Source organism: Streptomyces sp. SID5469 (genome assembly GCF_009862865.1).
Lineage (GTDB): Bacteria > Actinomycetota > Actinomycetes > Streptomycetales > Streptomycetaceae > Streptomyces > Streptomyces avermitilis.
Genome location: NZ_WWIN01000001.1, coordinates 1499489 through 1513594, shown reverse-complemented (window position 1 = coordinate 1513594; position 14106 = coordinate 1499489). Strand labels below are relative to the sequence as shown.

General features: G+C 72.7%; 12 protein-coding genes. 4 read left to right on the top strand and 8 right to left on the bottom strand.

Annotated features, from left to right (window positions below):
* Positions 1–190 precede the first annotated feature (190 nt).
* The 3 genes from GTY58_RS06520 to GTY58_RS06510 all read right to left on the bottom strand — a co-directional run bounded on the left by GTY58_RS06520 (position 191) and on the right by GTY58_RS06510 (position 2840).
* The gene (locus tag GTY58_RS06520; protein ID WP_242432188.1) at positions 191–1423 is read right to left on the bottom strand and encodes an aminoglycoside phosphotransferase family protein; all 1233 of its coding nucleotides are present in this window, start codon (positions 1421–1423) and stop codon (positions 191–193) included.
* 238 nt (positions 1424–1661) lie between these two features.
* Complete coding sequence (locus GTY58_RS06515; protein WP_010982657.1) at positions 1662–2102, bottom strand: SPW repeat protein; 441 nt, start codon at positions 2100–2102, stop codon at positions 1662–1664.
* A 138-nt stretch (positions 2103–2240) separates the two neighbouring features.
* Entirely contained in the window at positions 2241–2840 is a 600-nt protein-coding gene (locus GTY58_RS06510; RefSeq protein WP_010982656.1) for a TetR/AcrR family transcriptional regulator, read from the bottom strand.
* A gap of 134 nt (positions 2841–2974) precedes the next feature.
* Between GTY58_RS06510 and GTY58_RS06505 the strand changes: the two genes are divergently transcribed.
* On the top strand, positions 2975–3775 hold the full coding sequence (locus GTY58_RS06505; RefSeq protein WP_202497305.1) for an MBL fold metallo-hydrolase: 801 nt from the start codon (positions 2975–2977) through the stop codon (positions 3773–3775).
* Here GTY58_RS06505 and GTY58_RS06500 read toward each other — a convergent pair.
* On the bottom strand, positions 3714–4526 hold the full coding sequence (locus GTY58_RS06500; RefSeq protein WP_107083077.1) for a YihY/virulence factor BrkB family protein: 813 nt from the start codon (positions 4524–4526) through the stop codon (positions 3714–3716). The genes GTY58_RS06505 and GTY58_RS06500 overlap by 62 nt on opposite strands.
* Before the next feature lie 744 nt (positions 4527–5270).
* Positions 5271–5885, bottom strand: a complete 615-nt coding sequence (locus tag GTY58_RS06495) for a sigma-70 family RNA polymerase sigma factor (protein WP_010982653.1) — start codon at positions 5883–5885, stop codon at positions 5271–5273.
* Positions 5886–6067: 182 nt separating this feature from the next.
* Here GTY58_RS06495 and GTY58_RS06490 point away from each other — a divergent pair, with 182 nt between their 5' ends.
* Positions 6068–7111, top strand: a complete 1044-nt coding sequence (locus GTY58_RS06490) for a MerR family transcriptional regulator (protein ID WP_010982652.1) — start codon at positions 6068–6070, stop codon at positions 7109–7111.
* Between the two features lie 314 nt (positions 7112–7425).
* Entirely contained in the window at positions 7426–8670 is a 1245-nt protein-coding gene (locus GTY58_RS06485) for an NAD(P)/FAD-dependent oxidoreductase (protein ID WP_037646304.1), read from the top strand.
* 59 nt (positions 8671–8729) lie between these two features.
* Here the strand turns inward: GTY58_RS06485 and GTY58_RS06480 are convergent, their stop codons facing one another.
* A complete protein-coding gene (locus tag GTY58_RS06480; RefSeq protein ID WP_010982650.1) occupies positions 8730–10103 on the bottom strand; it encodes a deoxyribodipyrimidine photo-lyase in 1374 nt (457 codons plus the stop codon).
* Positions 10104–10490: 387 nt separating this feature from the next.
* Entirely contained in the window at positions 10491–12020 is a 1530-nt protein-coding gene (locus tag GTY58_RS06475) for an SDR family oxidoreductase (RefSeq protein WP_037646098.1), read from the bottom strand.
* A 187-nt stretch (positions 12021–12207) separates the two neighbouring features.
* On the opposite strand from GTY58_RS06475, the gene GTY58_RS06470 reads away from it, so the two are divergent.
* Entirely contained in the window at positions 12208–12375 is a 168-nt protein-coding gene (locus GTY58_RS06470; protein WP_171033254.1) for a hypothetical protein, read from the top strand.
* Between the two features lie 344 nt (positions 12376–12719).
* On the opposite strand, the gene GTY58_RS06465 is transcribed toward GTY58_RS06470, so the two are convergent.
* Positions 12720–13640 carry a LysR family transcriptional regulator gene (locus GTY58_RS06465; RefSeq protein WP_010982647.1) on the bottom strand — a complete coding sequence of 307 codons (921 nt, stop codon included), beginning with the start codon at positions 13638–13640 and terminating at the stop codon, positions 12720–12722.
* Positions 13641–14106: the final 466 nt, after the last annotated feature.

Sequence of the window (14106 nt, the reverse complement as noted above, 5' to 3'; positions counted from 1 at the left end):
ACGCTCCCTGGGGACCGGCGTGGAGCGCCACGTCGGAACCCGCCTGGAGCATCGCGTCGCATCCCTTCGCCGTACGGACGGCGGGCCCGCCGGGGCGAACACCTCGCGGGCCCGCCGAGCCGAACACCTCGCGGCCGTCCGTGTGTCGATCCTGCTGTGCCGGCGAACGGGGGCGGGGGGCCCAGGGGTTTCAGCGGTCTGCGTTGCTCGCGGCCGGCGCGAGGTACGGACTGGGCGCCTCGGCGCACCGCAGCGCCTTGCGGACCTCCGCCGCGGGGTCTCCCTCGTGGTACCTGCGCTCCGACGGTTCGATACCGTCCAGGAACTCCTGGTAGCGCACCGCCAGGGCGAGATGGGCGAGCGGCTCCGCGATCGCGAGGGCGCGGGCCGGGTCGCTTCCGCGGGAGTGCCGGGTCCAGGCGGCGATCCAGGCACGGGCCGCTGCCGGCCGTGCCGACTCGGGCAGGAATTCGTGGACGCGCAGACCGTCGAAGACCGGGTTGCCCCAGTACGCGTCGGCGAAGTCCACGACGACCGGCGAGCCGCCGTCACTGCGCCAGTTGCCGGGATGGAAGTCGCCGTGGACGGCGGTGTCGGGCAGCCCGCACTCGGCGAGCAGGGCCCAGCGGTCCGCCAGTGCGCGTGCCGCGGACAGCTCTTGAGGTGTCAGGTCCGGTGCGACCGGGCCGTCGAGCAGCACGTCGATCCGTGCGGCCAGGGCCGGTGCGCGCCAGTCCCGCAGGGCGGCCGGGCGCGTCGACGCCAGGGCGGCTTGCGCTGCCACGAGCCGCTCCGTCGCGGCCGTGACAGTCTCGGGTGAGGCGCCCCAGCAGTCCTCGCCCGGTACGTGTTCCATGAGGATGCGCCCCTGGCCCGAGCCCAGCACCGTCGGCACCAAACCCGGGTCGACCCGGGCGAACGCGGCGATGACCGCGCCCTCGTCCGCGGCGAAATGCGCGGTGGCCTTGAGCCAGAACCGGCCGTCCTCGGTGGGCAGCCGGAAGAGGCCGGCCAGGTTCCACGACCGCCGCTGCTCGACCGGCCCGGTCACGGGCCGCCCGGCGTCGCGCAGCGTCCCGGACGCCCAGTCGATCAGCTCCCGCAGGCCCTCGGCTCGCGCCCATGGCGAGCGCAGCGACTCGTGACCGTGCAACAGGGCATCGTCGACGGGCAGTTGGCGCAGCGTCCCCGGTGCGGGGCTGCCCAGTGCTTCGACGTGGTACGTCACATGGCCGTCCCGCCCGCCGTCGCCGCCCTCCACGGTCAGCAGCCGCAGTACCAGTACCGGGACCCCGAGCAGGCCGGCCAACTCCCCGACGACCTGCTCGGCCTCGGACCACCACGGGACATCCACGGGAAAGGGGCCGGCGACACCGAGGAAGTCCGCACCCGATGTCACCCATGCGCTGACGGTTCGACTCACCGCGACAGTGTGATCGGCCATGCGGTCCCACGCGACCGATTATTGCGGTCCGTCCTCTTGTCGCGGTCAGTCCTTTGACCCGAGCTTCTTCATGGTCAGTGGGACCTTGGGCCGGCCACGGCCACGGCCACGGTCACAGGCCGAGGCCGGTCCGCGGGGCGCGGACCGGCCGACGGGTGCCCGTTTCGTGCTGCCCGTACCAACGGGGACTCGCTCCGAGCACCACCCGGCTCCGTGGCTACGTGCGGGGCGTGTTCCTCGTCGTCGTGACCGCGCACAGTGCTCCCAGCACCACGGTCAGGACGCCGATGATGATGCTGTTGAGCACGACTCCGGTGTCCGGGCTGGTGCCGACGATCCACGGCGAGATGATCATCCATGCGCCGATCGCGCACATGGCCCAGCTCAGGCCGTACATCCTCTCCGGTGTGCTGGTGAATCCGAGGGCCAGCAGGCCTATGGCGATGCCCATGATCAGGTTGTGCGTCGCGAGCGCGGGCTGGCTTGTCGTGTAGTGGAGTATCCAGGGGGATGCGGCGCAGTACAGACCGAGCAGGAACACCGGTCCGTCGACGAGCACCACATCGCGACCACCGAGCATGCGGGCGTATCGTTCCCGCATTTCTGGTACATCAGGGTGGCTGGCTATGTCACCTCTGGTGTGCGAGACGTTGGCCATGAGTCGTCTCCTTTGAACTCTGCAGGCCTGACCGCGTCTGGGGAATGTGCGGTAAGCGCCACGTATGCCCATTCTGCACTTATTTCTTCTTTATGTGTAGCGGTTGGCGGGGTTGCGGAGACGGAGGTCGCGGGCGGCCTAGCGCTTCAGGAGGCGGCCGATGGCGCGGCGTGCCCGGTCGGGGGCCTGGGGGTCGCGGTGCAGCTGGATGGACTGGTCGGCCGCGAGGATCACCCCGTTCAGCTCGAAGGCGAGCTGGTCGACATCGGTCAGCGGCGGCAGCCGGCCGGCTTCGACCGCCGTGCTCAACTCCCCGGTGACGTAAGCGGTCCAGCGGGACAGCGCGTCGAGCACCGCGTCGCGCACCGGGCCGGGGCGGCCGTCGAACTCGCTCGCCACGGAGGTGAGGAAGCAGCCCCCGTGGCCCTCGCTCTCGGTCATGTAGTCGATCCACTCGTGGAGCGCGCGCGACAGTCGCTCGGTGCCCGGCCGCGCGCCCACCGCGCGCCCCGGTACCCGTTGCCGGAAGCGGTCGACCGCCGCTTCGAGTACGGCGAGTTGGAGCGCTTCCTTGGTGCCGAAGTGACCGATCACCCCCGCCTTGCTCATGCCCAGGTCGGTCGCGAGGCGGCCGATGGTGAGGCCTTCGAGGCCCTCGGCGGAGGCCAGGGTGAAGGCGCGCTCGATGATGCGGTCGCGGGTGGCGGCGGCTTCGGCAACGGACTTGCGCGGGCTCATGCGACCACTTTAACCTAACGACCGTTCGCTAATAACTTACGAACGATCGTTAGCTAAAACTGGTGAGCCGAGCGAACACCCGGCGGCGCAAAGGGGAAACAACCGTGCGGATCCACCATCTGAACTGCGGCTCCATGCGAACCATCGACACCGACGCGGGGAGCCTGCCCGCCGTGTGTCACTGCCTGCTCGTCGAGACCGACCGTGACGGCCTCGTCCTCGTCGAGAGCGGCATCGGCACGGCCGACGTGGCGCGCCCCGAACAGAATCTCGGCGCGGACTTCCTCGGCCGGGCCCAGCCCGTGCTGGACCTGGCGGAGACCGCGCTGCACCAGGTGACCGGGCTGGGCTTCCGGCCGGAGGGCGTACGGCACATCGTGCTCAGCCACCTCGACCTCGACCACGCGGGAGGTCTGTCCGACTTCCCCTGGGCCAAGGTCCACCTGACCGAGGCCGAACACCGCGCCGCGATGGCGGCGCCCGGCGCCCACCCCGAGGACCGCGTCCGCTACCGCCCCGCCCAGTGGGCGCACCGCCCGCACTGGGTGACGTATCCGGAAGCCCAGGGCGACCCCTGGTTCGGCTTCGACGCGGTCCGGCCGCTGGACGGGCTGGACGCGGAGATCCTGCTCGTGCCCCTCGGCGGTCACACCCGAGGCCACAGCGCGATCGCCGTCCGGGACACCGGGCGCTGGCTGCTGCACTGCGGCGACGCCTACTACTTCCACCGCGAGATCGACCCCGACGACCCACGGGGGCACCCCGGCATGGACATCCTTCAGCAGATCACCGAGGTGGACCGGCCCCTGCGCCTCGGCAACCACGCCCGCCTGCGGGAGTTGGTGCGCCGGCACGGCGACGAGGTGGAGGTCTTCAGCGCCCACGATCCCTGGGAGCTTGCGCGGCACGTTCCGCTCGGGTCAGCTCGGCCGTGAACTGGGCGCCGGCCAGCAGGGCCAGATTGGACACCCAGAGCCAGACCAGGAAGACGATCACGCCGGCGAGCGATCCGTACAGCTTGCTGTAGGCGCCCAGACCGGAGGCGTACGCGGTGAAGCCCGCCGACGCGGTCAGCCACAGCAGCGCGGCGAGCATGCCCCCGGGCAGGGCGTGCCGCAGCTCGCGGACCTCCCGCGGACCCGTGCGGAACAGGACCAGCACCAAAAGCGCCACCAGTGCCAGCAGCGCCGGCCACCGCAGCAGCGTCCACGCGGCGGCACCGGCGCCGCCCAGCCCGGCCCGCCGCCCCAGCGCCTCCAGCAGCGAACCGCTGAGCACGAGCAGCAGGGCGCTGACGAACAGCAGCGCCAGCAGGGTCACGGCCGTCAGCAGAATGCGGGGCGCCGTGCGCAGCGCGGGCCGGGTGTCCTCGATGCCGTGCTGGGCGTGCAGCGCGCGCCGGAACACGGCCAGGTAGCTGGACGCCGACCACAGCGCACTGACGCCACCCCCGATGGCCACGGTCAGCGCGGCCGACCGTTCACCGGCGAGGTGGCGCAGCGAGCCGTGCAGGGTGTTTCCCGACTCCGCGGGCGCCCAGGCGGTGACATGCGCGATCAGGTCGTCGGTGACGCGGGGACTGACCAGTCCGATCAGGGAGACGGCCATCAGCATGGCCGGCAACAGGGCGAGGATCGCGTAGTACGTCAATGCCGCCGCCCAGTCGGACACGTCGTCCCGCCACATCGACACCGGGGTCCGGCGCAACGCCGCCCGCCGGACCCGCCAGGACCCGTGCACACGGGCCTTTGGTACGTCCGTGACGCCGTGCGGTGCCGCGGGCGCACCCGAAGGAAGGACGGGGCCTGTCGCGCGGCCGGTTCCCGTTGCCAGGGCCGGCAGACGGCGCAGCCATGACAGTCTCCTGGCGGGTACCGACGTATGCCGTTCCACGGCTGCCCTTCGCTCATGTGCCCGTACGGGTCACCCGGCTCGTACACCGGGAAGACCGGGCCGGCTCAGCCCCGACCCGCTGAGACCGTACCCGGATCGGCCATCGGCACCCCGCCGGTTCTGCCGCGGCTGCGCACCTGGGATCGCGGGGAGGCCGACCAAGGCCCCTCCCGGGATTGCCGACAACCCCGGGAGGGGTGATCAAAGAGGGGGACCGGGCCCCGGTCGTCGGCCGCCGGGCGAGCCGTACGGCGTTACGACCCCTGCTTCCAGGAAGGTGGGGCGATCGGATGCACCCGCTCGGCACCGGACGTCGAGGCAGGCGCCGACGCCGGACGAAGCCGACCGCCACCGCCACCGCCACTGCCACCGCGATCGTCAGGAGCCACAGCCCGGTGCGTGAGGCGGCGGCGGAGAGGAAACGGTGACCGGCCCGACGCGTGGCCCGCTCCGACGGACGCGGGGCCGCGCGCGAATTGCAGCGTTTGTGCATCGAATGATGGTTCGGGCCTCGCGTGGGGGTTCGTCGGCGGCTGCTCAGGCGGTCGCCTCCTGTTGCAGACAGCGGCGCAGCTGGCGCAGTCCGCGCCGGGCATGACTCTTGACCGTTCCCAGCGGCCAGCCGGTGCGCCGGGCGATCTGCGTCTGGGTCAGGTCCTCGAAGAAGGCCAGCCGGAGCACCTGTTGCTGGGGCGCGGGCAGCTTAGCCAGCTCGTGCCGGACCAGCACCCGGTCCAGGGCCGCCTCCGGCAGTTCGCCCGCGCCGTCGGCGAGCAACATGACCGAACCGGCCGAGGTGACCAGGTCGCGGCGGCGGGTCCGCGCGGCCAGGGCGTCGGCGATCTTCCGTCTGGTGATGCCGACGATCCAGCCGCCGAGGGCACCGCGCTCCGGTCGGTAGGCCGCACGGCCGCGCCACACGCCGAGGAACACCTGCTGGGTGACGTCCTCGGCCTCCCTGACGTCGCCCAGGGTGCGCCGGGCCAGCGTGTGTACCAGTGCCGACCACCGGTGGTAGGCGGCGGTCAGGCAGGCCTCGTCGCCGTTCATCAGGCCCCGGGCCAGTTCCTCGTCCGCGAGCGACTCCTCCACCGGCACCCACAGGGGCACGTCCGTTGCTCGCGCGTGTGCGGTGGTCGGCTGTGCGGTCATGACGGAGGCTCCTCGTGTGGGTCGGAACCCGACCCGGTCGTACGCGGGGCGGCCGGACCGCTCTCGCGGCCCGGGGTGCCGGTCACCGGGGCGTTTCCGGCGGTTCGCCCCGGTGTGACCATCGTCCGAGGTGGGCAGCGAGGCCATCAACTCGCATCGTTTGTGCGTCGTATAGTCGGCTCATGAGCGAGTCCACGCGCGCGGAAGGCCGGCCGGGCGGGCTCCGGCCCGGTACCGCGGCCGTCGACGACACCGGGCTGACGACCGGAGCCCTGGCACGCCGGCTCGGGGTGTCACCAACGACGCTGCGTTCCTGGGACCGCAGATACGGCGTGGGGCCCCAGATCCGTGCCGACGGACGCCACCGCCGCTGGTCGCCCCAGGACGTGGCGATGCTGGAGACGATGTGCCGGCTGACCTCGGCCGGAGTACCGCCCGCCGAGGCGGCGCGCGTGGCCAAGGAAGGCGGCGGCTCGTCGTCGCCCACCCCCGCTCAGCCGGAGGCGGCCGGGGCGCCCGCCGTCCGCGTACGCTCGCACGCGGGCGGCACGCTGCCCCTCGGCGACGTGCGTCAGGAGTGCCGCGGACTGGCCCGGGCCGCCGTGCGGCTCGACGCCCCGGCCGTCGAGGACCAGCTGACCTCGTCCGTGGAGCGGCACGGCCTCACCGTCGCCTGGGCGGAGGTGATGGTGCCGACGCTGCACGCCGTCGGACGCAAGTGGGAGTCGTCCGGTGACCGCTATGTCGAGGTCGAGCACCTGCTGTCCTGGCACATCTCCACCGCGCTCCGCCGGGTCCTTGCGCCCGTCCGCCCCGGCGACCGGGACGCCGCCGGTCCCGTGGTCCTCGCGTGCGTCCCCGGCGAACAGCACACGCTGCCGCTGGAGGCGCTCAACGCCGGACTGATCGAACTCGGTCTGCCCACCCGTATGTTCGGCGCGGCCGTACCGGTGGAGGCGCTGACCGCGGCGGTACGGCGGCTGGGTCCGGCGGCCGTGGTGCTGTGGGCGCAGGCGCGCTCCACGGCGAGCCTCCCGCTGGCCAGGCACGTCGCCGCGACGCAGTGGGGCGTGAAGGGTGCGCGCAGGCACCCGCTGGTGATGCTGGGCGGCCAGGGGTGGGCGGGGCGTTCGGCGCAGGGCATGCTCAGACCGCCGGGTCTGCGAGAGGCGCTCGACGCGCTCGCCGCCACGTACGAAGGCGCGGCTTCCGGGCCGCGGGGCTGACGCGGTCCGCGTACGGCGTCCGCCCTCGGCCCGCACGCCCGATGACACGCGCGTGTACGCCGTCCGCTCCCGGCCCGCGGGCCTGACGCCTGCGGGCCTGACGCCATCCGCGTATGCCGTCTCGCGCAGGCCCTCCGCGTACACCCTCCGCGTACGCCGTCCGTGGCGCGGATGTCGCCGCGGGTGCATCCGCGGGGCCGGGCGGCCCGGAAAGGGGTGCAGGGGCGTGTGCCACGGCGTCCCGCTCCCGCCGTCCGCGCAAGCCACTGGGCGGCCGGATACATGAGCGGCCGGATACATGAAAGGTGATCACCATGTCCGTCATCCGTGATGCCCCGGACGTCCTGGTGATCGGGGCGGGCCTGGCGGGACTCGCCTGTGCCCGGGACCTGTCGGAGGCGGGCCACACCGTACGGGTGCTGGAGGCCTGCGACGGAGTCGGCGGGCGGATGCGCTCCGATCGTCACGACGGGTTCGTCATCGACCGCGGCTTCCAGGTCTTCAACACGTCCTACCCCCAGGTACGGCGGCGCCTGACCCTGCGGGACCTGCGGCTGCGGCCCTTCACCGCGGGGGTGCTGGTGCACACGAACCGCGGGGCGCTGCGCTTCGGCGACCCGTCCCGCAGCCCGCACACGTTCTCCGATCTGCTGCCGGGGCGGCTCGCGGGCCCCCGCGACCTCGCGGCCCTCGGCATCCTGACGGCTCGCGACATGCTGGCCCCCGTACGGTCGTTGAAGCGCGGCGCTGACCACACCACGCGGTCCGCGCTGGCGGGCGCCGGGTTCTCCGAGGAGTTCGTCGAGCGCTTCTTCCGGCCGTTCCTGTCGGGAGTCTTCCTGGAAGACCGACTGGAGACCTCCAGCCGGTTCTTCCATCTGGTCTGGCGCAGCATGCTGCGTGGCACTCTCTGCCTGCCCACCGAAGGGATCGGTGCCGTGCCCCGCGCGCTCGCCGACCGCCTGCCGTCCGGGACCGTGCGCCTCGGGACGCCCGTCGGCACGCTCACCGACGACGGTGTCGCACTCACCGACGGCACCGTACTCCCGGCACATGCCGTGGTGGTGGCAACAGGACCCGGCCCCGCCGCGTCCCTGCTGCCCGGCCTGGACGTGCCCGCCTACCGTGTCGTCACCACGTACTACCACGCGGCCGCGCGGCCCCCGCTCGGCGAACCGACCCTCCTCACGGATGCCGGGCGCCGCTTCCTCAACACCTGTGTGCTCAGCGAGGTCGTCCCCGGTTACGCGCCGAAGGGCACCGCCCTCGTCGCCACCTCGGTTCTCGGCGAGGACGCCGAAGGCCGCGAACCCCTCGTACGCGACGCACTGGCCGAGGCGTACGGCATCGACACCGGCCGCTGGGACCTGCTGACGGCGCGTACGATTCCGGACGCCCTGCCCGTCATGACGCCCCCGCAGTCCCTGAGCCGCACCTCACGAGTGGCACCGGGCCGGTATGTGTGCGGAGATCACCGTGCCACCGGCTCGGTCCAGGGAGCGCTGGCCTCGGGCGCCCGCGCCGCCCGCGAGGTGCTGCACGACCTCGACGGCCGGTGACGGCCGGCGGGCGGTGGCCCGCCGACGGAAGACGGTCACGAGCGGGGGGAAAGGGGGCGTCAGTCGCGTCCGCGGGCGTGCCGGAAGCGGGCCAGACCGTCGGCGAGTTCGACGATCGGGTCGGGGTAGTCGTACGCGGCGCGGTCGAGTCCCTTGAGCTTCCAGGGCTCGTGCACGGCCGCTCCCCGGAGTCCTTCGAGTTCCGGCACCCAGCGCCGGACGTACGCGCCGTCCGGGTCGTACCGCTTGGCCTGGGTGACCGGATTGAGGACACGGTTGGGCCGGGTGTCGGTGCCGGTTCCGGCCATCCACTGCCAGTTGAGCTGGTTGTTGGCGACATCGCCGTCCACCAGCAGCTCAAGGAAGTGGCGGGCGCCGACCCGCCAGTCCACGTACAGCGTCTTGGTGAGGAAGCTCGCGGTCAGCAGACGGCCACGATTGTGCATCCAGCCCTCGTGCCGCAGTTGGCGCATCGCCGCGTCGATCACCGGGTAGCCGGTGCGGCCCGTCCGCCACGCCTCGACCTCCTCCCGCGCCGCGGCCTCGGACCGCCATCGGTCGCCGCGGCCGCGGTAGTCCGCGGTGGCCGCGTCGGGCCGTGCGGCCAGCACCTGGTAGTGGAAGTCGCGCCACGCGAGCTGCCGTACGAAGGCCTCGGCGCCGGGGCCGCCCGTCCGCCGCGCCCGGTGGACGAGTTCGACGGGGGACAGCGTGCCGAAGTGCAGGTGGGGGGAGAGGTGGGAAGTGGCGTCGCCGGCCAGGTCGTCATGGCGGTCCTCGTACGCCGTGATGCCGCCGCGCAGCCAGGCCATGAGCCGCTTCCTGCCCTCCTCCTCGCCGCCCGCCGCCAGCCCCTGCGACAGTCCGGACAGTTCCGTGCGGGTGGGAAGCCGTTCCGAGCCCACGCTCTCCGGCACCCGCACGCCGCGCGGCGCGCCGAGCGCGTCGCGCAGATGCTCCCGCTCCCAGTGCCGGAAGTACGGGGTGAAGACGGCGAAGTGGTCCGAGGAGGACGGGGTGACGGCACCCGGCGCCACCGCGGTGATCACCGTCTCGTGGACGTGCAGTCGACGCCCGTCCGCCTCCAGGGCCGACCGCAGCCGCTGCTCGCGCCGGTGGGCGTACGCGCTGACCCCGGCCGCCAGATGCACCTCGTCGGCGTCCGCCTCGGCCGCCACCTTGCACACCTGGTCGACCACGTCGCCGGAGCGGAGCACCAGTCGCCCGCCGCGCTCGCGCAGCCCGGCGTCGAGGTCTCGCAGACAGTCGGCGAGGAACGCCAGCCGGTTGGGGGCGGCGAACCCGGCCCCGTCGACGGCCCGGTCGCGCACGAACAGGGGCACCACCTGACGCGCGCCGTCCAGGGCCGCCCGCAGCGGCGGATGGTCGTGCAGACGCAGGTCGGAGGTGAACAGGACGACCGAGACGTTCATGGCGCTGCTCCGGGTTCGGGGGAGGAGGTACTGGGGGACGGGGGGGACCCGGGGGGGACGGGGAGTACGGGGGGTACGGGGGGTACGGCACCAGGTGTTTCCGGGGCGGAGGCCCCGGCGGATGCAGGTGGGGGCCTGCGGACGGCGCGCGATGCCGCCGTGCGGCGCCGTGGCGGGATCCGTCGGCGTAGGGCGGCAGCCGGTCGGGATCCAGCGGCGTAGGGCGACAGGCACAGGGCGGCAGCCGGCCGGGAGGGGCCGCCGTGCCGCGCCTGTGCGGCTCTGCCGGGCACGCCGCCGTGTCCGCGTCCGCGCGGAAATCCGCGCGGACGCGTGTCCGCTTCGCCGGGCGGACGCGGACACCTCCGCCGCCTCCCGGAATCGGTGTCACCCCGCGGGCTCGTGCGCTCCCGCCCGGTCGGTCGCGTCCTTGGCCGCGGCGCGCGCGATGTTGCGTGCCATGCCGCCGAACACCACGGCGTGAAACGGCGACACGCTCCACCAGTAGGCGTGACCCAGCAGCCCGTGCGGATGGAAGAGGGCACGCTGGCGATAGCGGCTGCCGCCGTCGGCGCCCGGCTCGGCGTACATCTCCAGCCAGGCCAGACCGGGCAGCCGCATCTCGGCGCGCAGCCGCAGCAGACGGCCCGGCTCGATCTCCTCGACCCGCCAGAAGTCCAGCGAGTCGCCGACCCGCAGCCGGGCGGCGTCACGGCGGCCGCGACGCAGTCCGACCCCGCCCACCAGCCGGTCGAGCCAGCCGCGTACGGCCCAGGCCAGCGGGAAGGAGTACCAGCCGTTGTCCCCGCCGATGCCCTCGACGACCCGCCACAGGGCCTCGGGCGAGGCGTCGACGGCCAGCTCACGCCGGTCGGTGTAGAGGCTGCCGCCCGCCCAGTCGGGGTCGGTGGGCAGCGGGTCGCTGGGCGCGCCCGGCACCGACGCCGACGACCACCGGGTCGTCACCTGGGCGTCCCGTACGCGTTGCAGGGCCAGCCGGACCGAGTCGTCGAAGCCGATCGGCCGCCCCGGCGGGTCCGGCACGTAGCGGGCGATGTCGTGCTCGTGGCAGACGACCTCATGGCGCAGCGACTCGGTGAGCGGGCGCGCGATCGACCGCGGCACCGGTGTGACCAGCCCGATCCAGTGACTGGAGAGCCGGGGAGTGAGCACGGGCACGGGCACGATCAGCCGACGCGGAAGCCCCGCGATCGCCGCGTACCTGCGCATCATGTCCAGGTACGTCAGCACCTCGGGTCCGCCGAGGTCGAAGGCGCGATTGACGTCGGCCGGCATCCGGGCACTGCCCACGAGGGCGCGCAGTACGTCCCGTACGCCGATGGGCTGGATCCGGGTGCGCACCCAGCTAGGGGTGACCATCACCGGCAGGCGTTCGGTGAGGTAGCGCAGCATCTCGAAGGAGGCCGAGCCGGAGCCGATGATGACCGCGGCCCGCAGCACCGTGGTCGGTACGTCCGAGTCCAGCAGGATGTGGCCGACCTCGGCCCGGGACCGCAGATGCGGGGACAGCTCCTTCTCCGGTACGCCTGCCGGGGTGAGGCCGCCGAGATAGACGATGCGCTGGACGCCCGCTGCCTTGGCCTGCTCCCCGAAGACACGTGCGGACTTCCGGTCGGTCTCCTCGAAGTCACTGCCCGTGCCGAGCGCGTGGACCAGGTAGTACGCGACGTCGATGCCGCGCATCGCTTCGCCGACCGACTCGGGGTGGGTGACATCGCCTCGCATCACGTCCACGTCGCCCGCCCAGGGATGGTCGCGCAGCTTTCTGGGCGAGCGGGCCAGACAACGCACCTGGTGGCCCTCTGCGAGAAGTTCCGGGACGAGCCGCCCCCCGATGTATCCCGTGGCGCCGGTCACCAGGCAGCGCAGCCCCGGCCGGGTGTCGTCACTGCTCATGTGTTCTCGGCTCCCTCGCGCAGCGTCATGTGCCCTTCTCCTCATCCCTTCCACGGGATGCCCCGGGGTGGATGCGCCGACAGGGGGCTTCTGCGGTTTGGGGACATGTGCCGGCGGATCGCGGGCAAGCGGGACCTACAAGGGTCTCGATGTGAACCGATGGTCTATCGCTGGAGGTGCTGCCGCTATGGGCGCGAAGGTGTTGGAGCGGTTTCCTGCGGGTGCTCCGCGCGGATCGTGGCCGGCGGAGGAGTACGCGGCGCGACGCCGCGCCGAGGGTGAGCCCGCGACGGTCGTGATGGATCTCAAGTCGGACGCGTTCCTCGTGGTGGTTCCCGGACGCGACGACGACTGACCCGTGCGGTGCCGGCCATTCCCCGGGCCGGCACCGCACGGGTCAGGGCTCGGCCCCCAGGACGATCTCCTCCGCTCCACCGGCATGCGGAAACCGGCCGGGCCGACCCCGCGGGCGACGGCCGGGGACCGCCCCGGGCCTACGGGCGGGTTGCCGTCCTGGGCCTACGGGCGGGTCGCCGTCCCGGGCCTACGCGTCGGTTGCCGTCCCGGGCCCAGGGGGCGGGCACCGCCCCGGGCCCAGGAGAGGGACACCGGCGCAGCGCGCCGCATCGCGTTCGGTCGGCGCGTCGGGTCGCGTGCGGCCCGGCGCACCGTATCCCGCGCGTGGCCGCGTTCCCGCCGTCAGGGGCGGCCGGTCAGTGTCCCGCCGAGCGCCTCGGCCCTGCCCACGAACGTCTCGTACAGACCCTGGGCCGCTTGCGGCACCGACTCCGCCCTGCGCCGCTGGAGCATCAGCAGCACCTGAGTCGAGTCGTCCGCGAGCGGGCGGTAGGTGATCGCACCCCGGCGCTCCAGAGGATCGTCGATCACGCTGAAGTCGGGCAGCACCGTGGCGCCCAGCCCCTCGGCGACCATCAGCTTGCCCATCTCGGCGCCGTCGGTGGAGTACGAGAACGACGGGGAGTGTCCCTCCAGGAGCCGGTGGACGAACCGGTGCATCACATAACCGGAGCGCATGGCGATCAGCGGCTCGGCGAGCAGGTCGGACACCGACACCGTGGTCCGGGACGCCAGGGGACTGTCCGGTCGTACGCACACCACCGGCCGTCCGCGCAGCAGTTCGGTGGTCTCGAAGTCGGCGGCCACGTCGTCCCCGTCGAGATGGTTCACCAGACCGAGGTCGAAACCGCCCTCCAGCAACGACCGGTGGATCTCCGACTGCTGGGCGCCGACCACCTCCACCTGGGTCAGCGGATGCGCCGCGCGGAACTCCCGGACCACCGGGATGAGCAGCGGCACGGTCGCCGCGTTCACCGTGCCCAGGCGCACCATGCGGCTGATGCGGTGCTGCTCGCCCGCGGCGCCGCGCAGCCGGTCCACCGCGTCCAGCACATTGATGATGTGCGGCAGCAGCTCGCGGCCCTCCGCGCTCATCCGGGCACCGGAGCGCTTGCGCTCCAGGAGGTCGACACCCAGCTCGCGCTCGAGATTCCGTACGGTCTCACTCAACGCGGGCTGGGAGAGGTGGAGTTCCTCGGCCGCGCGGCGCAGCGAACCCAGCCGGGTGACCGCCGCTATGTATTCGAGCTGCTCTGTCCGCATCGCAGCAGAATGCGGCCGCCGCCGCGCGCCGTTCAAGGGTTTACCTGTCACGCCTTCGTGAAATTCCATGGTCCGGGATGCGAGACCGGTCGGGTATTCCTTGACTGCCCCGAGGAGTGGCTGTCACGATCGACGACATGAAGAAGCGAACGGACCTCACGCGGCGACGCCACGTCGACCTCGCGCGTGTCTCCAGCGCCTTCTGTTGTCGCGAAGCCTGACGATCCCGACGGTAGGGTCCCCTTCGCACCGCCCGTCCGCCCGGTGAATTCTTCCGGCCGGCGCACGGCTGCGGATGGCCGGCCTACGGCTGGAATGCGCTCGGCCTACGGCTGACATGCGGCCCGCATACGACTCGTATTCCTTTCCCGTACCCACCGCGGCTCTTTTTCCGGCCCCGCCGAATGGCCCGGGCCGAATCCCTGACGCTGCCCGCTTCGGTGAATTCACGCCGACCCGCCGGGCG